16 protein-coding genes and 2 pseudogenes are annotated in these 20683 nt (G+C 39.5%); 8 read left to right on the forward strand and 10 right to left on the reverse strand.

The genetic code is table 11. The features are described 5' to 3' along the window. Positions 1-535 precede the first annotated feature (535 nt). Positions 536-700, forward strand: coding sequence for a hypothetical protein (locus ACE1AT_RS21425; RefSeq protein WP_374871990.1), 165 nt, complete (start codon positions 536-538; stop codon positions 698-700). Positions 701-752: 52 nt separating this feature from the next. On the opposite strand, the gene ACE1AT_RS21430 is transcribed toward ACE1AT_RS21425, so the two are convergent. Beyond that, positions 753-1724 (reverse strand): GUN4 domain-containing protein, encoded by a 972-nt coding sequence (locus ACE1AT_RS21430; protein ID WP_374871992.1) that lies wholly within the window; start codon positions 1722-1724, stop codon positions 753-755. A gap of 16 nt (positions 1725-1740) precedes the next feature. Further along, entirely contained in the window at positions 1741-2238 is a 498-nt protein-coding gene (locus tag ACE1AT_RS21435) for a hypothetical protein (protein ID WP_017311876.1), read from the reverse strand. A 447-nt stretch (positions 2239-2685) separates the two neighbouring features. On the opposite strand from ACE1AT_RS21435, the gene ACE1AT_RS21440 reads away from it, so the two are divergent. Both ACE1AT_RS21440 and ACE1AT_RS21445 read left to right on the forward strand, forming a co-directional pair. After that, positions 2686-3561 (forward strand): SDR family oxidoreductase, encoded by an 876-nt coding sequence (locus tag ACE1AT_RS21440; protein ID WP_374871995.1) that lies wholly within the window; start codon positions 2686-2688, stop codon positions 3559-3561. Between the two features lie 105 nt (positions 3562-3666). Beyond that, positions 3667-5163, forward strand: coding sequence for an HlyD family efflux transporter periplasmic adaptor subunit (locus tag ACE1AT_RS21445; RefSeq protein ID WP_374871997.1), 1497 nt, complete (start codon positions 3667-3669; stop codon positions 5161-5163). 101 nt (positions 5164-5264) lie between these two features. On the opposite strand, the gene ACE1AT_RS21450 is transcribed toward ACE1AT_RS21445, so the two are convergent. Further along, positions 5265-6218, reverse strand: a complete 954-nt coding sequence (locus ACE1AT_RS21450; RefSeq protein WP_374871999.1) for a HEAT repeat domain-containing protein — start codon at positions 6216-6218, stop codon at positions 5265-5267. A 199-nt stretch (positions 6219-6417) separates the two neighbouring features. Between ACE1AT_RS21450 and ACE1AT_RS21455 the strand changes: the two genes are divergently transcribed. Both ACE1AT_RS21455 and ACE1AT_RS21460 read left to right on the forward strand, forming a co-directional pair. Then, positions 6418-7260 (forward strand): tetratricopeptide repeat protein, encoded by an 843-nt coding sequence (locus ACE1AT_RS21455; protein ID WP_374872001.1) that lies wholly within the window; start codon positions 6418-6420, stop codon positions 7258-7260. 353 nt (positions 7261-7613) lie between these two features. After that, positions 7614-8890: pseudogene (locus tag ACE1AT_RS21460) on the forward strand (RNA-guided endonuclease InsQ/TnpB family protein); the annotation flags it as partial. A gap of 67 nt (positions 8891-8957) precedes the next feature. On the opposite strand, the gene ACE1AT_RS21465 reads toward ACE1AT_RS21460, so the two are convergent. Then, on the reverse strand, positions 8958-10403 hold the full coding sequence (locus ACE1AT_RS21465) for a hypothetical protein (protein WP_374872003.1): 1446 nt from the start codon (positions 10401-10403) through the stop codon (positions 8958-8960). A 245-nt stretch (positions 10404-10648) separates the two neighbouring features. On the opposite strand from ACE1AT_RS21465, the pseudogene ACE1AT_RS21470 reads away from it, so the two are divergent. After that, positions 10649-10780: pseudogene (locus ACE1AT_RS21470) on the forward strand (TIGR00341 family protein); the annotation flags it as partial. Positions 10781-10891: 111 nt separating this feature from the next. Here the strand turns inward: ACE1AT_RS21470 and pstB are convergent. The 5 genes from pstB to ACE1AT_RS21495 all read right to left on the reverse strand — a co-directional run bounded on the left by pstB (position 10892) and on the right by ACE1AT_RS21495 (position 17529). Next, a complete protein-coding gene (gene pstB / locus ACE1AT_RS21475; protein ID WP_374872005.1) occupies positions 10892-11674 on the reverse strand; it encodes a phosphate ABC transporter ATP-binding protein PstB in 783 nt (260 codons plus the stop codon). Positions 11675-11859: 185 nt separating this feature from the next. Next, on the reverse strand, positions 11860-12732 hold the full coding sequence (pstA, locus tag ACE1AT_RS21480; RefSeq protein WP_374872007.1) for a phosphate ABC transporter permease PstA: 873 nt from the start codon (positions 12730-12732) through the stop codon (positions 11860-11862). A gap of 92 nt (positions 12733-12824) precedes the next feature. After that, positions 12825-13826, reverse strand: coding sequence for a phosphate ABC transporter permease subunit PstC (gene pstC, locus ACE1AT_RS21485; protein WP_374872009.1), 1002 nt, complete (start codon positions 13824-13826; stop codon positions 12825-12827). 146 nt (positions 13827-13972) lie between these two features. After that, positions 13973-15013, reverse strand: a complete 1041-nt coding sequence (gene pstS / locus ACE1AT_RS21490; RefSeq protein ID WP_374872011.1) for a phosphate ABC transporter substrate-binding protein PstS — start codon at positions 15011-15013, stop codon at positions 13973-13975. Positions 15014-15426: 413 nt separating this feature from the next. After that, a complete protein-coding gene (locus tag ACE1AT_RS21495; RefSeq protein WP_374872013.1) occupies positions 15427-17529 on the reverse strand; it encodes a CHAT domain-containing protein in 2103 nt (700 codons plus the stop codon). 187 nt (positions 17530-17716) lie between these two features. On the opposite strand from ACE1AT_RS21495, the gene ACE1AT_RS21500 reads away from it, so the two are divergent. Then, positions 17717-18391 carry a response regulator transcription factor gene (locus tag ACE1AT_RS21500; protein WP_374872015.1) on the forward strand — a complete coding sequence of 225 codons (675 nt, stop codon included), beginning with the start codon at positions 17717-17719 and terminating at the stop codon, positions 18389-18391. A gap of 15 nt (positions 18392-18406) precedes the next feature. Beyond that, positions 18407-19654 (forward strand): sensor histidine kinase, encoded by a 1248-nt coding sequence (locus ACE1AT_RS21505; RefSeq protein ID WP_374872017.1) that lies wholly within the window; start codon positions 18407-18409, stop codon positions 19652-19654. A gap of 83 nt (positions 19655-19737) precedes the next feature. Here ACE1AT_RS21505 and ACE1AT_RS21510 read toward each other — a convergent pair whose 3' ends face one another. Beyond that, positions 19738-20499: a hypothetical protein gene (locus ACE1AT_RS21510; protein ID WP_374872019.1), complete on the reverse strand. Its 762-nt coding sequence runs from the start codon at positions 20497-20499 to the stop codon at positions 19738-19740. Between the last annotated feature and the right edge of the window lie 184 nt (positions 20500-20683).

Consider the following 20683-nt stretch of genomic DNA (forward strand, 5'->3'; position numbering starts at 1 on the left):
TGACGCTGTTTGGAGTTCTTCCCCAATCTTCCTGGGATATCTGCTCTAGCTGATTGGCGCACTTGTGTTCCATTCCACTTAATTTATCAGATTTTGAGCTTCATTTTTGGCTATCTCTCTTCTACCCCCTGAACGGTTACATTTGACATGAGTCTCCAATGGAGACGCCCGTTAAATTACCAACGTTAAAGCATTGGTGATTTTTTTGAGAGCGATCGCTGTTATGAATGCGTGAATTACTGAAATGAGAAAGCATTTTGGTAATATATCGCACCTTTACTTCACAGTCAACAGCGATCGCTTTAATCTTAAGCCTTAATGTTGTAACCTTAAGGCTTCATGTTCTAACCTTAAGACTTAAATTATTCGTGAACAACAAAGATCCCCGACTTTTTGAAAAAGTCGGGGATCTGTGGCCTCGCAATTTTCATAACTCATTTAGGGTTGCTATAGATACCGAGGATTTTGCAAGAAATATCGTCCACAGGCGAAACCAGAGAGAAGAAATCATTGGGGTAGTCGCTTTTTACCATCAATGAAGAATAAAGGCAAAGGGAAAAAGTCACCAGGACAGTTGAGTTTACCTTGGGACAAGCAAGGAGTAACAGAAAGTACTGAGGTGCAGGAGGTAGCGGAAAAGTTCATTCAGGCAAATTGCTATCTGCCGCCAGTGCCAGGTATCGGATCTCGCAAATGTTGATTGTTTCGTAGAAAAGCATACAGTTACAAATATTTATAAATGTCTAAAGTGCTTAAATGCTACACTTTACAAGTCTCTGCGCGAGAAAAGATGCACACACATAGCCGCCGCGACTCTTCAGCCTTCTCAAATTTACCGGAAAAACCAAGGGGAGGTGTCCCTCTGGTGCTGAAGTGCTAAAATTTACATTGCCTGGGTAATCAATCCAGTTTCCTTTCACTTTCAATCCTACGCGATCGCCAAACTTACAATACGTTTCATAGTCAGCATCAAGATTTCCCCCGACGCTTTCCCAAATGCGCTTCTGCACACTGAAGCCAAAGCGACCATTGCTGTATTTTACCCAAAGTTGGTCAATGGTGCGTAAGTCAGTACAGGGAAAATTGTTGATGGATTCGATATTAAGCCAACCTTCCGCTTCTCTACCAGAAGCCTTGAGCATGACAGCTAAAGTTTCCTGATCCGCTTCTTTCCACTTACCTGCTACTAGTAAATTTCGCAATCGCCTGTAGTCTACTCCCTTCTCAGAACTGAGGTCATCGGCTTGAATGACGACATCAGCTTGAAGTATTTGATTTGGCTCCAGTTTTTGCTTTGGTCTGCGTCCAGTAATCCCCCATTCCAATTGATACAACACTTCAACATCATCTATTCCATTAGCAAAGTTTACCCAATGATGCTGTGCAAGAAAGAGCAAATCGTCTGGTATTTCGTTAACACCTGGTAGTAATGCAGGAATTACAGTAGTGACATTTTCTGCTTGTACAAATTGACTGTAGAGCGTTGGTAACTCTATAGTTTGCCATCTACCCAAACCTTGTTTTCCAATAAAAATAACAGCAGTTTTAACATTCCGAATTGCCTTTTGAATCTCAACTTGGAAAATTTGCCCAGGACGAATTTGCTCTTCATCAATCCACACTTCCAAACCACGCCACTTTAGTGCAGCAGCAACGACTCTAACTTCTGGCTTATCCTGACTATTGTGAGCTAGGAAAACATCAAATTGCGGTTGGTTGCTCATTTATAGCTTCCTTTTGTTACTCCTTCACACCCGCAATAACCGCTAACGCATCTGCATACTGCTCCAAATCCCTCCTTAACAACTCCAACTCAACCCGCAATTTTGGTTCCTCAGACCAATTGCGCTCATGCTCTTGTGGACTCAGATGTGGTGGACGCTGGGCTTCCCATGTTTGTAATATTGGGTGCCATTTTGCCAAGACAGGGCGCAAACCATAATTCAACACTGCAATTGCAATTCCCCCGACTGAATCGTGAGATGCACCAACATCAGGCCCAGCTTCTTTAAGGATTGTTCGTGTTGTGCCAAACAGGCTATATAAAGAATTGAGAGCCTCGCGCATTAATCCTTCATTAGTATCCAAAGGCTGAACAGCAATGCGTGTTACAAGTTCCACATACAGCGACCATGCAGCCCGTCGCTCAGTTGGGTCAACTTCCCATTCAGCGGAGCCAATACCAAAGGGAAGACTTACAGATACTTTTTTCCACTTAGCACCATCGAATTTAGGCATTTTTTTAATTTATTTAAGTTTCTATAAATAAGTCGGCACAAATAAAGCTAACTCGTTGGGGTCGTCATTTGTCCTTTGTCATTGATCATTGGTAAGGGTTCTAGGCATGTTTACTTTTCGTAATATAGTTATGTTTATTTCCACCGACTTACTTAATTATCAGTATATTTGTCTCAATAACGGCTCAACAGCATAGATGCTGTTTGCAATATCTATATCTACATATAAATTGTCGTAGGTTCCAACCCGCCTGCGATTGAAATCGCAGTCTCATAGCTCAAGTCTGCTTTAAGCAGACTGTTTGATTTATAAAATGTGCAAATTAAATGATTTGAGTCGTCTTTAGACGAGTTGTGCTATTAGCTAAGGGTTTTAAACCTTAGCGCTATATTGAAAACATTAGTTATTTCCCAATCCTCAATCCCCTACACTCAATCCAAAATCACTATGTTTCTAGTCACAGGAGCTTCTGGAGGAATTGGTCGTCGTGTCGTACGACTGCTGCGCGATCGCGAAATGTCAGTTCGAGCATTTGTTCGCCTCACCTCGCGTTATGGTGAGTTAGAACATCGAGGTGCTGACATCTTTATTGGTGATTTAGAACAATCACAGGATATTCACAAAGCTTGTCAAGGTGTGCAGTACATTATTAGCACTCACGGTTCTGATGGCAATCCCTTAGCTTTGGACTATCGCGCCAATATAGAACTTATTGACCAAGCAAAAGTCAATGGAGTGCAACATTTTGTATTAATTTCTGTATTAGGAGCCAACCGGGGGTATGAAGATGCTCCGGTGTTTAAGGCGAAACGAGCAGTAGAACGATATTTAGAAAGCAGTGGCTTAAATTACACTATTTTACGTCCAGCTGGATTAGCATCTAACTTGCTGCCATTGGCCGAACGATTTCGGGAAACAGGGGTATATTTGCTAATTGGCGATCCCAAAAACCGGACTTCGATAGTAAGTACAGACGATTTAGCAAGAATGGTTGTCGAATCTGTGACAAACGAACGCGCTCGGAATCAAATTTTATCAGTGGGAGGGCCAGAGATTTTATTACGAGAAGATATTCCCAAAATTTTCGGTCGCATCTTTAACAAAGAACCAATTATCATTAATCCGCCACTATTTATGATTGATGGATTGCGTGGAGCCTTGGGTTTTATGAATCCCCAAGCCCAACAAAATTTGGGAACCTTCCGCACATTGCTAGCAAACGAATTTTTCTGTACAACTGAAGAGATTGCTAACTTAGAAACGATTTTCGGTTTTGAATTGGAAACCCTAGAACATTTTTTAAGGCGTTATTTAGCAGTTTAATTGGCATTGGTCATTGGTCATTTGTCATTTGTCATTGGTGTTATTCTCTCCCTTGTCCCCCCACACTCCCCACACTCCCCCAATTCCCTACCTATCAAAAATTCTATGAGATACTCTTTAGCTGCAAATGCTACTCAAGCACGTCAAACTAAACAAAGATTTGCTAAACCGGATGAACAACTTTCTTATGAGTTGGGTAAAGCGGTGCAAGAATTACCGCCTTTATATACAAGATTATTAGCAGGAACAATTAGTGTTGTTGTGTTTGGGGCGATCGCATGGGCTAATTTTTCCCAGGTAGATGAAGTGGCGACAGCTACCGGGGAGTTAATTGCTTCTAGCCAAGTACGACCGATTACATCTTTGGGAAATGGCACGATTTTAGCTGTGAAAGTCAAAGAAGGCGATCGCATCAATAAAGGTCAAGTTGTAGTTGAACGTGACCCAGATTTACAGCAATCTGATGTTGTACGCCTGAGCAAATCTGCTAATTTAATCAAAGAAGACCTACGGCGTTTGGATGCAGAACGCACGGGAGCAACAAACGCAGGTACACAACTGCAAGATCAATTGTTGACCTCACGTCTACAAGATTATAAAGCGCGTCAAGTAGCAGCAGAAGCAGAAGCAAATCGTCAAAAAGCGTTGATCGAACAAGCAAAAGTCCGCCTCACTCGGCTGGAAGATAATTTAGTTAACGCTCAAACTAGTCTTGCTAACGCCAAAACTAACCTCGTCAACGCCAAAAGTCTTAGAGAAAAAACTGTCAGTAGCTTGGCGATCGCGCAAAAAAGAGAACAAGGATTACGCACTCTTGATAATTCTGGTGCCATACCTAGAATAGATTATCTCGAAGCACAAGACAGGCTCAATCGTGCCAAAGCAGAAATTACCAAAGCCAGTGATGAAGTCACCAACGCTCAAAATAAAATTACAGAAGCTCAAGATAAAGTCATATCTTTAAAAAAAGATATTGATGCTCAAAAGCAAGAAATTCTCCAAGCACAAGCAGCCTATCAAGCTGCTAGCAGTCAAGCACAACGTTTGGCTTCAGAACGTTTAAGTGAAATTTTGACCCAAATTAACAAGCGTAAAGAAGAACTAAACAACGTTCAAGGTCAACTTGATCAAGCCCAAAAGCAGCGACAGTTAGAAACAATTGCAGCGCCTGTTTCCGGGACTGTCTATAGAGTGAAAGCGACCAAAGGCCCTGTACAATCTGGTGAAGAATTACTATCTATTTTGCCAGATGGAGAAGAATTGCTATTAGAAGTAAAAGTCCTCAACCGTGATATTGGTTTTATTCGCGAAGGGATGAGAGCAAAAGTCAAAATGGCAACTTTTCCGTTTCAAGAATTTGGCGTTGTCGATGGAGAAGTTGTTCAAGTCAGTCCCAACGCCATTGTTGATAAAGAATTAGGTTTAGTTTTCCCGACAAGAATTAAATTAGATAAACACTCTTTAATAGTGCGAGGTCAAGAAGTCGCCTTTACACCAGGTATGAGTGCTAATGGTGAAATTGTCACCCGTAAAAAGTCAATTTTAACTTTCATTTTAGAACCCGTAACTCGCAGATTCAGCGAAGCATTTTCTGTGAGGTAACAGACGCGATTAATCGTTACTGGTAGAGACGCGATGAATCGCGTCTCTACAATTGTCATTTGTCATTTGTTATTGGTGAGGGTTTGGTAGTGCGCTTTTGTTTATCTGGACTGTTGAATTTGTTGTTGAACGGGTTGTTGAACGGGTTGTTGAACAGGTTGTTGAACAGGTTGTTGAACTTGTTGAGGAGTTGGTGAGGTGTTGAACAAAGAGTTAACCACATTTTGCGGTAAGTTAATTAATGGGTCAGCTAAAAAACCAAGACTAGAGCTAAACGAAGATACTAATTGACTTAATTGCCCAGCAGATAAAGTCTTAGCTGCTTGCTGAATTCCAACACCGACTTTATCTAAAGCAAAGGCTGCAACTAAGCGCACAGCTTGGTTTGGATCTGTCAAGCTAGTAAGTAAAGCAGGGGCTGCACCTTTGGCTTGATCGCCAAGACAGCCAAGAGTCGCACCAGCAAAAAAGCGAACTAATTCGTCCTGATTTTGCAAACCTCCAATCAGTGCTGGGACAACAGATCCTGGATTTGACACAAAACATCTACCTGCATTTGATTGGGCTTTAGGCTGATTATTGAGTTGAGCTTGTGGTTGGTTATTTGGTTGGGCGTTTGGTTGACCTAGTTGTTGCACCTGTTGTTGTAGCTGAGGATTTTGATTTTGCAAAGCTTGAATAATACCAGGAACCGCAGCCGCAGCATCTGAGCGTATTTGAGGATTATTGCCCTGTATGCCTTGTATTAAAATGGGTATTGCAGAAGTTGCATCAAAGCCTGATGGTGCTTGTTTACCTTGTAAAACCTGAATGAGTACTGGTACAGCCGCAGCACCAAGATTAGCACCAGGTTGAGAATTACCGTTGAGGGGTAAAGTTACTTTAATATTTTGTCCATTTGCTTGCTGCGCCCAACTAGCGCTGGTGAGAAGTAACGGTGAAGACAAGCACAATAAGCCGACTGTTGCTTGGGCGATCGCGGAGCGACTCCCTCCTGGGAGTATCGCATTCCAACGAACTCGAATCGGGAATTTTGAATAATGAGATTTAATCATGGGTGTAGGTGAGTAGGTTCATTTGCAAGATCAATACACCACTAATAATCGCAATTACGAAAATCACCCAAGATATCACTAAAAATTTTAACCAATCCCGCATTTCTTAAACTTCACATAGTTTTACAAAAAAATTGCGTAAACAAAACTCCTAAGAGTGTAGGAATATATAGAGCAACTAAATTAATTACTATAAAAAATGAAATTAGCATTATCAGGTCAACTATTGGCAGGGGTTTTGGGGTTTTGTGGTGTAGCAATATTTACTATGAATGCATCTGTAGCACCAGCTAATGCGACACAGATGACAAGTATTTTGAAAACAGAGCAAACCATAACCACAAAAGCTGATGACTTCTACAATCAAGGAGTCAATAAATATAGTCAAGGGGATCTAGAAGGCGCGATCGCAGCTTTTTCCGCAGCTATTAAACTTGACCCTGATGATGCGATCGCTTATGTTAACCGGGGCTATACACGCTACGATTTAGGAGACAAACAAGGAGCGATCAACGACTTCAGCGCTGCAATTCGCCTCAACCCTAGTGATGCTGTTGCTTACGTTAATCGCGGATATAGCCGCTATGACTTGGGAGATAGCCAAGGAGCCATCAAAGATTACAATACTGCGATCGGTCTTGATCATAGTAATACCCTTGCTTACTACAACCGAGGTTTGGCTCGCAATCAATTAGGAGACAAAAAGGGAGCAATAGAAGATTACACCACAGCAATTCGCCTCAATCCTGATGATACCCTTGCCTATGTGGGTCGAGGCAATGTCCGCGATGAACAGGGAGATTACAAAGGAGCAATAGAAGACTATAGCCAAGCACTTCGCCTTAATCCCAATGAAGCTTTTGCCTACTACAACCGAGGTGTGACTCGCTATAATCAGGAAGACTCTTTAGGGGCTATAGAAGATTTTAAGAAATCTGCAAGTCTATTTTTAGAACAAGGAAACACCACAAAATATCAAGAAGTTTTAGAATTAATAACCAATATTGAGCAGCAAAAAGGCGAAAGCTTAGTTAGTATTTGATAATCCTGAATTTTCGTTTGTAGTGAGGACTTTAGTCCTCACTACAAACTGAAGATAATTATAAGGAAAGCAGGCTGAAAACCCTTGAGGAACAGTTGCATAGCAACGAATTCCGTGCTTTAGACAAGGGTTTCATCTGGCTTGAAAATAAGCCCAGCCTTAATAAACCCTGCGATTGGCACTGTTGGCGCATTGAATAACTCAGAAGGCTGGGCTTATTTTTTGCGCCGTATCCAAGGGATGAAAGCCGCTTGCGGATGCTAAAGCATCCCGTGACACAATCTTTTAAGTATTTTCACAGAAATTTTATGCCTATATGTTAGCATAATGGTGTAGTTGATTAGGTCGAATCAATGATAATTTACGAGTTCAAAATCAAAGGGAAAGACAAGCAATATCGTGCAATAGATGATGCTATTCGTACTAGTCAATTTATTCAAAATAAAGCTTTGCGTTATTGGATGGACAACAAAGTTGAGAAGGTTGATAAATACGCATTAAATAAATATTGTGCGGTGTTAGCTGCTGAATTTCCTTTTGCTGACGAACTCAATTCAATGGCTAGACAGTCTGCTGCTGAACGTGCTTGGAGTGCAATTAGTCGGTTTTACGATAACTGCAAAAAGAAAGTCAAAGGTAAAAAAGGATTTCCGAAATTCAAAAAGAATTGCCGTTCTGTTGAATATAAAACGTCAGGATGGAAGCTTTCAGGAACTCGCAAAGTCATAACTTTCTCGGACAAAAAAGGAATAGGAACTCTTAAGCTAAAGGGAACCTACGATTTAAACTACTATCAACTAAAACAGATTAAGCGTGTTCGGTTGGTGCGTCGTGCAGATGGGTATTACGCTCAATTTGCAATTGATGTTGATGTCAAAGTTGAAACACAACGCCACTTACTACGTTGCGCGGGTGAAGCGCAACATAGTGGCTCACCTACTGGTCAAGTAGTTGGTATTGATTTGGGATTGAAATACTTCATTGCTGATAACAAAGGCAATGTAGAACAATCACCCCAGTTTTACCGTAAGTCTGAAAAGCAATTAAATCGAGCTAACCGCAAAAAATCCAAGAAGTTCAGCGCCCAGAAAAAGAAGGCAAAACTTCGGCAATCTAACAACTATTACAAAGCGAAGATACGATATGCTCGGAAGCATTTAAGAGTAAGTAGGCAACGAAAAGAGTATTGCAAGCGTGTTGCATACTCCGTCATCCAATCTAACGATTTGGTAGCCTATGAAGACTTAAATGTCAAGGGTTTGGTACGTAATCGTCATCTGGCTAAATCAATATCTGATGCTGGTTGGTCAACTTTCAGAGCATGGTTAGAATATTTTGGTCATAAATATGGGAAGGTAACAGTTGCTGTTCCTCCTCACAACACAAGCCAAAACTGCTCTAACTGTGGCAAGAAGGTGAAAAAATCTCTGTCTACCAGGACTCATGTTTGCCCTCATTGCGGGTACGTAGAAGACAGAGATGTCAACGCAGCAATCAATATTTTGAGACTAGGACTCAGTACGGTAGGGCATACCGGAACTTACGCTTGGGGAGATTTGCACATCAAAGGGCAGTTGGTGCAAACCTGCTGTCTAACGGCGAGTCTATGAACCAAGAATCCCCGCGTATGCACGACCGGGGAGTGTCAATCATACAGAGCATCATCTGTTGCTCTACCGGAAAACAAACTTGTGGGATTAATGTGGTACATAGGTTTTACTATAATACTCCCTAGTTGCATATACGCTAATAATACTGTCACCAATTAGAAAAAATCTGCCTTCTTTCTCATCTTTGGAAAACTGCAAACATGGATATTTTGTAGCAAGTTCTTCCGCAGTAATTGGCTTTGCCTTCATTTTTTTTGGTAACAGTCCAGTAGAACCAATATACAATACCAAAGGACTAATTTTTTCACGGTAAATTGCTGAGGTAAATTCCTCTAATTTGGCATTTGCACTAAATAGAGCTTCGATCAGAGCATTTTTATTTATGCTTTGACCATCACGTTGTTCCTGCAAAATTTGTGCCAAATTATCAGCACCAATTTTTGTGAGAATACTAGCAACAATACCGTTGTTATCTAGTCCGAGAAAATCATCAAAAATTGGTTTCATGAATTCATCCACGGGAGTAATTTTTATCCGGGACGACAATTGCTTGTGTCTAAAAGCAATATTTTCATGAAACATCAGATAGAAGCTAGGCTTGAAGATAGTTTCTCCAGTATCTTTGTAATAAACTTCATACATTCTATCGAGAAACTTGTTAGCAGAATGGAGTTTACTTAGATTCAGAATCTCTTGACTACCAATATCAATTTTGTAGCTAATGCGTGTATCGATATTCTGTCTAGCTAGAGCTTGTTTAATGTTGATGTATTCGTTAGTTGTCGGAAAATTGAGGTTCAGATGTTTGGAAAGATAATGCTTTCTTAACTCTTCTAACTGTTCTGGGATAAAGATATCTGACTCTTTTTTCAAAAGTGCAGAAATGATACTTATAAGTACTTTCGCTTCTGCAACTTGATAGAATACATCGTCAATAATGCTGTAATGTCTATCAGGAGATACAAGGGGTAAATTATCTAATCTGATAGTATATTCACAGCGAAAATCATACTCTTCGTTTTCTATTACGCCTTTTGCTTTGAGTAAATCAAAGGTTTTTTTGTTGCTAATTTTAACTTGTAGTGATTTGACATTGACTTCGCCTTCACTAACAATGGTGTAATTGTTAAAGCTATTGAGGTCATTTACCAATAAACCTGCAACTTCACCAATGGGGGTTTGTTCTTCTGTTTTGATCAGTCTGACTTTGCGGGTAATCAGCATGTTGATATTGGCTGTGTTCTGGTTAAGTTCAAACGTACCCATACCAACATACTCACCATTGTCGATATATTGTGTTGTCAGCCAAGACTTAACAATATTGCCTTTTTCATTCCTATAACCTTGAACTCTTTTGACACCTTTTCTTTGATAATTTGCTTGGAGATGTTTAAGGTTGAGGATGATGCTATGGCGATTTGATTCTAGAAGTTTGAGCAGATCCAATAGAGAAATTCTATTGTTGATTTTTCCAGATATGCGTTTGCTAGGTTGAGAAGACATGACACGATTTTTGGCAGATTTTTTTGCCATAACTAACCTACCCTGGTTTACTTAAATATGAATTTCAATAAAATGTTAGAATTGGTAGAGGAAAAATTATTTGGACATTGCAAAAATGAGGGATAAGTTAAGCCCACGAAGCTAATAAGTTAATTCTTTGTTAATAGATAAAATTAATTCATCCCGTAAACATGCAACACCAATTTTCCAGTGTGCATTTATTTAGGAAAAATAGTAAATTCCCATCACACACTCAATTATTTTCTTTTATAGTACAATTGTATCATATAGAAAAATTTTTAGCAAAAGAAATGGGTCAACATTTCACCTTGATTTTTGAAGTTGGTCAAATTGAGGAAGTTAGAGCTAGTAATCCGAAGACTTCCAAGTTTGAAAAAAAGCTTTAAATATTTGTTTCTACGCTTATTCTTCTTTGTTCATCATATGTTATTGAGCTAATTCTTCTGTTTCACCGCTAGACTTCCAGCGATCGCACTCGTAGCAAAAGCCATTACCCATTACCCAAAACGCCCTGATACATAATCGCGAGTGCGTTCATCGAGGGCTGTAGTAAAGATTTGTGATGTTGCTCCAAATTCAATCATTTGACCAATACGACTTTCATCAGTGCTGAAGAAAGCTGTAAAATCTGAAACACGAGCCGCTTGCTGCATGTTATGGGTGACAATAGCAATTGTTAACTCTCCACGCAGACTATGAATTAATTCTTCAATTTTCATAGTTGCAATGGGGTCAAGAGCTGAACAAGGTTCATCCATGAGTAAAACTTTTGGCTTAACTGCTAAAGCACGAGCTATACACAGCCGTTGTTGTTGACCACCCGAAAGTCCTAAAGCAGATTTATGCAATTTATCTTTGACTTCATCCCACAAAGCAGCAGCTTTGATTGCTGATTCAACTATTTCATCTAATTCTGTTTTTGGACACCATCGAGCGATTTTAACGCCGTAAGCAACATTTTCGTAAACACTCATGGGAAATAAATTCGGTTTTTGAAATACCATCCCAATCTGACGACGCAGGCGATTAATATTCACACGACGGTCATAAATATTTTGACCAAAAAATTCCAGCTTTCCTTCTACCCGAATTTCCCCTTCTAATTCTGCAATTCGATTTAAAGATTTAATAAAAGTAGATTTACCACAGCCGCTAGGGCCAATAATAGCTGTAATTTGATTTTGATAAATATTTATTGATATTCCTTCAAGTGCCTTGATATTACTATAGTAGAAGTTAAGATTTTTGACTGTAATGGCTGGAACTAATTTACTCATCATTGACTAGTTGATATCTAGATATAGGAATAAAATTTTGTTTATGAACTTACTAGTTGAGCTAGGGAACTATTAATATAAACTGTACTCATTTATATTCAAAAAATAAATAGTAATCCTAGAGTTAATTATGATTACTATTATTTTAGTATATAATATTAATACTTTCAATACTTTCTAATCTCCGTCTAACGTATCCTATTTTTTCTTCTTTTGTTAATCACTAGTCGGGAAATAATACTAGTAAATAAAACTAAAGCTAACAATACTATACATGCAGTCCAGATGAGTTGGTTTTTTTCTGGTGATGGATCATTATAAAGGTTAAAAATTAAGACAGATAGTGATGCTGTGGGACTGAATAAATCCTGCGACCAATCTAGGCTAAATAAAGCGGTAAAAAGCAAGGGTGCTGTTTCACCTGCGGCACGAGCTATAGCTAATAATATACCAGTAGTTATACCAGGTATAGCAGCAGAAACTACAACTCGAAAAGTAGTTTGAAAACGAGTTCCTCCCAAAGCTGCTGATGCTAGACGCTGAGGAACAGGAATCAACTTTAGTGCTTCCTCGGTTGTTAAGATAACAATTGGTAGCATGATGACTGCAAGAGCAAAACCACCTGCGATCGCACTAAATGATTTTGTTAATAAAACTATCACACTGTAGGCAAATACGCCCACAACAATAGAAGGAACGCCAGTCAGAATCGTGGTGATAAAGCGAACAAAACTTGCTGTTTTTGTTCCCTGGCTAAATTCTGCCAAATATATACCTGTGACAATCCCAATGGGAATACTGATGAATGCAGCAATCGCCACCATTGTGAAAGTACCAACAATTGCATTGGCAAATCCATTATCAATCACTGACGTAATAAACATTTCTGGTTTTAGTCCAGCAGTACCCCGGACTATAATTTCCCATAAAACTGATAACAAAGGCAATAATGCTAAACCTGTAAAAATAAAAGCGATCGCAGTCATGCCATTATTAAATAACAACCGTTTTAAGGGTAAAGAAGCTAATAATTCTGCTGCTAAAGATTCCTTTTTTTTCATATGGGGATCGGGGATCGGGGATTGGGGATTGGGGATTGGAAGGGAGACAATGACCAATGAGCATTGTACAGACGCGATTCATCGCGTCTGTACTAATTTTTTTTGCTAGCAACTATTTGTACTAATAAGACAGCGCCGATATTTACAGCTAAAGTTAAGGCAAATAAAATTAAAGCTAAATATGTGAGAGAACCAACGTGTAATCCAGTTTCAGCTTCTGCAAATTCGTTGGCTAATACCGCAGGAATTGAATAAGCGGGATCAAGCAAGGAAGTGCTAATAATAGAAGAGTTTCCTATGACCATTGTGACAGCCATTGTTTCACCCAAGGCTCTCCCTAATGCCAACATTGTTGCACCGACAATTCCCGAAAAACCTGCTGGTAATAATACTCTAAAAATAGTTTCCCAACGTGTACCACCTAAAGCCATAGATGCACTGCGTAATTCTTTTGGGATTACTAGCAATACTTCACGAGAAATTGCAGCTAATGTTGGTAAAATCATAATGGCAAGAATAATCCCAGCAGTTAATATATTTAATCCAGAAGGCTCTATAGTATTAAATAATGGTATCCAATTAAAATTAACTGCTAGCCATTTTTGTAGGGGTTCAATAAAGGGAATAAAAACAAAAATACCCCATAATCCAATAATCACACTAGGAATTGCTGCGATTAATTCAACAACAAAAGCTAAAGTTGCTCGCAACCATTCTGGGAGAAAATCTTCGCTTGTTACTAAAGAAACTGCTAGCCCGACTGGGATTGCTAATAAAACTGCGATCGCACTACTAATTAAAGTTCCATAAATATAAGGTAAAGCACCAAAGAGTTTATTGGGTACATCCCAATCTTGGCTCCAGAAAAACCCAAATCCAAACTTCACAATCGCAGGATGAGCCTGATCATAAATAACCCAACTCATCCAAAATAATACAAGTACTGTTAAAGCCGCAAAAGTATAAACTATCCAAGTAAAACCTTGGTCTATTTGGTAATTTTTCCCTTCAATAATTGTAATATCAATACTAGGATCAACTTTCTTTGGTTGTTGAGGGTCATTTTGATAGATTGAACCAGATGAATTCGTCATTTATTGTTGATTGCTGGTTGATGGTTTAATACTCTCGGTTAAGGATTTTTAGTCATAAATTCGGTCATGTAGGGACGTTGCAGTGCAACGTCTCTACAGGGTTTAAATGTCTAACTAATATCCTAGTTAAATTAGCAAATAATCAATTACTTGACACTGCTATTTACAGTATTAATGACATCGTTTGCGACGTTAGAGGGAATAGAAGTATAGTTCAAATCATCGTTGAACTTTTGACCTTTAGTCAGAACCCACTTAACAAAGTTTTTCACAGCTTGGGCTTTAGCAGGATCTTTGTAGTTTTTATAAACCATAATCCAAGTTAAGCCAACGATGGGATAACCTTGACCAGGATCGCCAACGAAAACGCGATAATTACTGGGGAAGCTGACAGAAGAAAGAGCAGAGTTTGCAGCTTGTAAAGAAGGAGCTACAAATTCTCCTTTTTTGTTTTGTATTTGTGCTGATTTGAGCTTATTTTTATTGGCGTATTCATACTCTACATAGCCAATCGAACCAGCAGTACGACCTACCAAAGCAGCGACACCTGGGTTTCCTTTACCTTTGAGGGCGTTGGAGATAGTCCAACTTGGAGATTTACTAGTACCAATTCTACCTTTGAAATAAGCACTAATATTGCTTAAATGGTTAGTAAAAATGAAAGTTGTACCACTACCATCAGCACGAACCACAGCTTTAATTGGTAGATTTGGGAGATTAACACCAGGGTTATCTGCTTTAATTTTCGGGTCGTTCCATTTAGTAATTTGACCAGAGAAAATACCTGGTAATGTAGTACGAGATAATTTCAGGTCGCTAACACCCGGAACATTATAAACAACAGAAACTGCACCACCTGCGGTAGGTACTAAAATTACTCCCTGCTTGACTTTAGCAATTTCAGCATCGGTCATTGCAGCATCACTAGCACCAAAGTCAACAGTCCCAGCAATTGTTTGATTCACACCGCCACCACTACCAATACCTTGGTAGTTAATTTTCATGTCTGGCATGTCTTTTTTGATTTCACGGGCATATCTCTCATACAATGGGGCAGGAAAGGTTGCGCCTGCGCCATTCAGAGTTAGGGCTTGGGCGATCGCTGCAAAAAATGGCCCAAACGCAACAGCCGTCGTCACCACTGAAGTAGTAGCTATACGATTAAAAACGCTGATAGAAAAATTCATATTTCCTCAGATTGAATGACCAAATTTATGCTGAAATTTCAACCTGAGATAAAACTACATTCTTTGTAGTTAAGAACAGTTTATGAGTGACTTAATTAATTGATAAAAATTAGTTAAAATTTGATTTTATTAAATCTTTCTTCAAGAAAAAATCAAGTTAGTATGTAGCTATAAATAGATATTATTTTTTGAATTTATAAAAGTAAATACTCCAAAGGGAACAGAAAACAAAAAACTGTTCCCCGTTAAGAGTTCCCTATTCCCCAATACGGTTCAGTTAAGAAGAAATGTAGGTTGGGTTGAGCGCAAGCGAAACCCAACAAAGCCTTGATAATGTTGGGTTGAAGAACGAAACCCAACCTACGCTAGTTTTAGTTTTTAGCCTTAACTGAACCGTATTGCCCTATTCCCTATTACATCCCATTGCCAATTAAAATAAAACCTGACCAGTAATAGGGATGATTGTAAATACTATCGATTAATGATAATTGGGCTTTTTGGAGAGCTGCAACTTTGCTGAGTTTATCTTGTTTGAGTGCGGCGTAGAAAGCATTCATCAGTGCTTGTGTACCGTCATCGGAAACTTCCCACAATGAAGCGATCGCAGCTTTTGCACCTGCTTCTTGCATCACATAGCCAAATCCCAAAATCTCTATACCATCGCCTAATTCTCCTCCCAAACCAGTTTCGCAGGCGCTTAATACCACTAAATCAGCGTTAGAAAGATTCCAAAATCGTAAATCCCGAAAACTCGCCGCATTACCATCACCAAACAAAATAAAAGATTCATCCGGCGCACCCGGCACAAAAGCCGCATGAGTGGCAAAATGGAGAATGGGGAAATTGCTCATCAGCTTTAAAGTTTCTTTTTCGGTGAATTCTGAATTAATTAACTTTGCTGAACCAGGAAACGCTGACGTCACATTTTCGACTTCCTTCCCCGCAAAAGGTAATCCACCCAGCTTGAAAGTACGCTTACCAACTTTGATATCGTAATTTCCCCGCGTAAAAGCACCTGCTAATATCTTCAAATTCTGTGGACGTTCTTTTAAATCGGTGAGACTAAGAGCAGTAATATTATTTACCCGATAATTCTGCACTAACCACTCTTTACCATCATAAAGCGCTGCTAGGGGTATGTAGCGTAACTGTCCATCAGGTGCGTAAATGATGGTTTTTGTATTAGCTTCTTTGAGAGCAGGTTCAATCGGTCGGATTAGCCAATTGTAAAGTTTCTGTCCTGCTTTTTTCGCATCTTTGGGTGGATTTTCTAAGGCGTTGCGAAATTCCTCAATTGTGCGGTTTAGTTCTTGGCGTTTTACAGTCACAGAACGACGGATTGGGGGTGTATAGGGAGTGACTAAAACTAATTCCAAGCGGTCTTCTAGAATTAGAGGATAAATTAAAACCGCATTTATATCTAGTTGCTTAATAAAGTCTTGCAGACGTCTGAGGATTTTAGGATTAAGATTTTCACCACCAGTAGTCCGGTTGAGTTCTTGAACATGAGCCATGACTTCTGGACTATCGCTAAATCTGAGAAAATCTTTTAAAGTTTCTCTTTGAGCAGCTTCAAGTTCTTCTCTGCGTGTCTCTTGTTGGGTGGTGCGATCTTTTTCGGGAATCTTTTGTAATTCACTTAGTTCTTTACCCTGTTTGACCACAACAGAAATTTCCTGGTTGAATTTATCTACAATCTGCTGTTCTGGTTGCAGATATTCCATCCGTTGTGGTGTTTTGGTTTTGTCTCGGACATTATTGAGATAACCATCTAGTTCTTGGACTTTGAGCGAGTCAATTGCTGCTTGTGCTTCTACTATACGGTTTTGCTTGAGTAACAAATCAGCTAGATGGCGAAAAGTTTTTGTGAACCTGTTTGTATCAAACTGCTGAAGTGGTTGTTGTGGGGATCGTTTGGAATCAAAGTCCATTTCCTCCAAAGCATTAATTGCTTGCTTGTAAAAGGCGATCGCTAACTCTGGTTTTTGCTGTGCTTCCAAAAGAGAAGCTATTTCGTGAAGAATTTCTGCTTGGGCTTGCATATTATCAGTTTCTTTACCCATCACCAAAGCTTGTTGATAAAGTTCCTGGGCTTTGGTGTAAACACCAGTTTTATAGTAAATTACACCGATGTGACTGAGAATTTCCATTTCCTCAGTCTTGTTATCAGTTTCTTTCGCGATCGCCAAAGCTTGCTGATCATATTCTAGGGCTTTGGAATACTCGCGCAATTTCTCGTAAGTCTGCCCAATATATTTAAGCGTAGTAGTCTGGTTTTGACGCTCCCCAGTTTCTTTAAAAATAGCTAAAGCTTGTTCAAGATTAGCTAAAGCTTCGCGATACTTACCTTGATTGAACTGTTGCAGTCCCTGTTGCTGTAACTGCAAAGCCTCTTTTGTACGGCGTTGTGTTGTTGATGTCTCTGTTGTTGGAGACTGCGGAATTGAAAAATCACAGGCAACCAGGAAAGTTAGACAAAGTATGATCAAGACAAGGCGTTGGAGAAAGTAAAGCATTGGTAAGCTCTCCAATAAACAGGAGTGCTAATGATTTATTCAGTTATATATCCTTATTTTTGGGAATTTGAACCAGAGTCACACGAAAACATTACCCAGTATTGCACAATGGCGCTTTTATATCCAGATTTCGCAGCCTATCGCAATATTACAGTGTTTGGGTATCACAACTTAGAAGCGTGTCATTATGAGAATTTTGATAGTTGAAGATGACGATCGCATTGCTAGACCATTAGCCGAGTATTTAAAACGCCAACACCATATCGTAGATATAACAGGGGATGGAATTGAGGGTTGGGAATGGTCTCAATCAGGAATGTACGAACTAATTTTATTAGATTTAATGCTTCCTAAATTAGATGGGGTTGCTTTATGCAAGCGTTTACGTGGTGCTTCATACAAAACTCTCATCTTAATACTCACAGCACGAGATACAACAGATGATAAAATTATTGGACTCGATGCTGGTGCTGATGATTATTTGGTCAAACCGTTTGACATCAAAGAGTTAGCAGCACGCATTCGGGCTTTAGCTCGAAGAAGTCAAGAAATTCGTCCACCGATTTTAATCCACGGTGATTTGCAGTTAGATCCGGCTACTCAACAGGTTACTTATGCAGGAAATATTCTGTCTTTAACTCCTAAAGAATACATGATTATAGAATATTTTTTGAGAAACCCAAATCAAGTGATTACTCGTTCGGCAATCCTTGATAAACTGTGGGAATTTGATAAGTCCTGTGGAGAAGGAAGTGTAAAAACTCACATTACAAATTTACGGAATAAACTCAGAGTGGCTGGAAGTTCAGAAGACTATATTGAAAATATCTATGGTATTGGTTATCGTCTAGGTCACGGTTGACTTTATCAGAAAAATGTGTTCAGACAAATTCGATATCGGTTGTTGTTGTCTTACTTGCTTGTGTTTGCATCACTGCTGGGAATATTTGCGATCGCAGTCCGAGTAGTTTTTACTCGCAGTTTAACTAAACAAACAACAGGTAAACTCATAGCTATAGGACAAGGTGCAGCTACAAATGTAGAGTTTGAATCAGGTCGTCTGACAATTGAAAGTGACTTTCGTCCCCAAGACTTAATTGCTCGTCAGCAAGCATTACAGTGGTTTGATACTCAAGGAAATTTAATTGCCCAACAAGGACAAACTGTCTTAACTTTACCCTTATTACCAAGCAAAATAGTACAAATTCAAACAGGTAAAGTTCCGATCCAAGGTGTGGTTGTACCAATTATTTCTAGTGACAATGGTAAATTAGTTGGCTATGTCAGAGTCAGTCAATCCCTAGAAGAATTTGATGAAACCCTACAAAAATTGGACTGGGGGTTAGGCGGTGGAATTATAATGACTTTAGTTCTGAGTGGAATTGGAGGAATTTTACTAACACGTCAAGCAATGCAGCCAATCGAGGAGAGTTTTCAAAGGCTCAAACAGTTTACTGCTGATGCTTCCCATGAATTACGCAGTCCATTAATGGCAATCAAAATTAATGCTGATTTGGCACTAGAATATCCAGAAGAAATAGGGCCAAAAGACGTAGAAAAATTTCAGGCGATCACCAGCGCTACTAACCAGATGACTCGCCTCACTGAAGATTTACTTTTCTTGGCACGTACGGATAAAATTCCGAATCACAATTGGGATACTCTGAATTTAAGGTCTATTCTAGAGAACTTGGTGCTACTTTATAAACCTCAAGCTGAAGCCAAGCGGATTCAGTTACTATCTCAGTTGACAGAGAATCTTTATCTGAAAGGTGATTTAGTTCAACTGACGCGGCTATTTACTAATTTAATTGAAAACGCTCTTTATTACACACCATCATCCGGTGTCGTTGAAATCAAGACTAGTCATGTTGGTTCCCAACTTTATGTAAAAGTGCAAGATACAGGTGTGGGAATTGCACCAGATCATATTGACAAAGTTTTTGAACGCTTTTGGCGGGCGGATCAGTCTCGTTCTTATTGGGAAGGTGGTTCTGGTTTAGGGTTGGCTATTGCCCAAGCTATAGCTCAAAATCATAATGGATTGATTAGTGTCACAAGTCAATTAGGAGTTGGTAGTTGTTTTACAGTTCGACTATCCACTAATGCAGAGATTATGAACTAGAAATAAAAAGTAAAGACGTAATATCACGTCTCTACTTCCGTCAAGCAAATTTTTAGAAGAGTGCGCTTGAGATTGAGATTAGCCTAATGCTCTTCATCCTCAGAAAGCCTAGCCACCGCAATTTTTCTATGCTTTAGAGTTGTTAACAAGATACAAACTCCAAGTATTGACACAAGAACTATAGATGAACCGATAGTACCGTAACCAAGACCACCTTTGGCGTGTGGTTTTGTTAGAACATCCCCCAGTGTTGCACCAAATGGTCGGGTGAGGACAAACGCAATCCAAAACAACATGACTCCGGAAATTTGAGTATAATAATGTGCTGCCAACACCAAGGCAAGCAAACCAGAAATTAGCAATGCTCCTCCTGCAAATCCAAGTCCGGAAGTATCGGCGAGAAAATCGCCCAAGGCAGTACCCAAAGTATTTGAAAATAGAATTGTTGTCCAATAAAGTATTTCAATTTTAGGCGTTTTGACGTTCGTAACAGATAGAGAACCAATACTAAATCGCCAGAACGCCAACATAACCAAGAGGAGGGTGACTAAAATCATAGACCCCGTAGCATAGCCCAGCTTTAAAGTCCGATCCATATAATCTGACATCGTTGTACCAGCTGTGCTGGTTGAAAGGATGACAGTCCAATAAAGTAATGGGTTATAGCTTTTTGAGATCAATTGAGTTACAAGAGTAGCTAAAAACACTCCAATCAATATCATCGAACTGACCGCATAGCCCACATTTATCGTCATCGATAAAAGATCACCTGCGGTTTCTCCCAGAGTGGTTGCACATATCTTCATGATCCAAAAGAACGCAGTGATTTGCGGAAGTTTACTCATTAATTACTCCTATTTAGCGTCGGGCGATGATAATTTATTGGAAGTAGCGGCTTCAGCGTAGCGAGAAAAAGCCAAAAACTAGGATTCATCAAAATTGCACCCAATCAAAGCAAAGTTGAGGCGAGCTTACTAATCAGTCTCGGTCAACCTGCTGTAAAGCTTGTTTATTGCGCTTAAAACTTAA

Origin of the sequence: Pelatocladus sp. BLCC-F211, from assembly GCF_041928655.1 — a bacterium.
Classification (GTDB): Bacteria; Cyanobacteriota; Cyanobacteriia; order Cyanobacteriales; family Nostocaceae; genus Pelatocladus.

What these genes read in the sequence shown, in the direction of transcription:
- ACE1AT_RS21435 (WP_017311876.1), bottom strand. Translation starts at nt 2,238, where the DNA reads ATGCCTAAATTCGATGGTGCTAAGTGGAAAAAAGTATCTGTAAGTCTT.
- ACE1AT_RS21495 (WP_374872013.1), bottom strand. Translation starts at nt 17,529, where the DNA reads ATGCTTTACTTTCTCCAACGCCTTGTCTTGATCATACTTTGTCTAACT.
- pstS (WP_374872011.1), bottom strand. Translation starts at nt 15,013, where the DNA reads ATGAATTTTTCTATCAGCGTTTTTAATCGTATAGCTACTACTTCAGTG.
- ACE1AT_RS21440 (WP_374871995.1), top strand. Translation starts at nt 2,686, where the DNA reads ATGTTTCTAGTCACAGGAGCTTCTGGAGGAATTGGTCGTCGTGTCGTA.
- pstA (WP_374872007.1), bottom strand. Translation starts at nt 12,732, where the DNA reads ATGAAAAAAAAGGAATCTTTAGCAGCAGAATTATTAGCTTCTTTACCC.
- ACE1AT_RS21510 (WP_374872019.1), bottom strand. Translation starts at nt 20,499, where the DNA reads ATGAGTAAACTTCCGCAAATCACTGCGTTCTTTTGGATCATGAAGATA.
- ACE1AT_RS21455 (WP_374872001.1), top strand. Translation starts at nt 6,418, where the DNA reads ATGAAATTAGCATTATCAGGTCAACTATTGGCAGGGGTTTTGGGGTTT.
- pstB (WP_374872005.1), bottom strand. Translation starts at nt 11,674, where the DNA reads ATGATGAGTAAATTAGTTCCAGCCATTACAGTCAAAAATCTTAACTTC.
- ACE1AT_RS21430 (WP_374871992.1), bottom strand. Translation starts at nt 1,724, where the DNA reads ATGAGCAACCAACCGCAATTTGATGTTTTCCTAGCTCACAATAGTCAG.
- ACE1AT_RS21445 (WP_374871997.1), top strand. Translation starts at nt 3,667, where the DNA reads ATGAGATACTCTTTAGCTGCAAATGCTACTCAAGCACGTCAAACTAAA.
- ACE1AT_RS21465 (WP_374872003.1), bottom strand. Translation starts at nt 10,403, where the DNA reads ATGGCAAAAAAATCTGCCAAAAATCGTGTCATGTCTTCTCAACCTAGC.
- pstC (WP_374872009.1), bottom strand. Translation starts at nt 13,826, where the DNA reads ATGACGAATTCATCTGGTTCAATCTATCAAAATGACCCTCAACAACCA.
- ACE1AT_RS21425 (WP_374871990.1), top strand. Translation starts at nt 536, where the DNA reads ATGAAGAATAAAGGCAAAGGGAAAAAGTCACCAGGACAGTTGAGTTTA.
- ACE1AT_RS21500 (WP_374872015.1), top strand. Translation starts at nt 17,717, where the DNA reads ATGAGAATTTTGATAGTTGAAGATGACGATCGCATTGCTAGACCATTA.
- ACE1AT_RS21450 (WP_374871999.1), bottom strand. Translation starts at nt 6,218, where the DNA reads ATGATTAAATCTCATTATTCAAAATTCCCGATTCGAGTTCGTTGGAAT.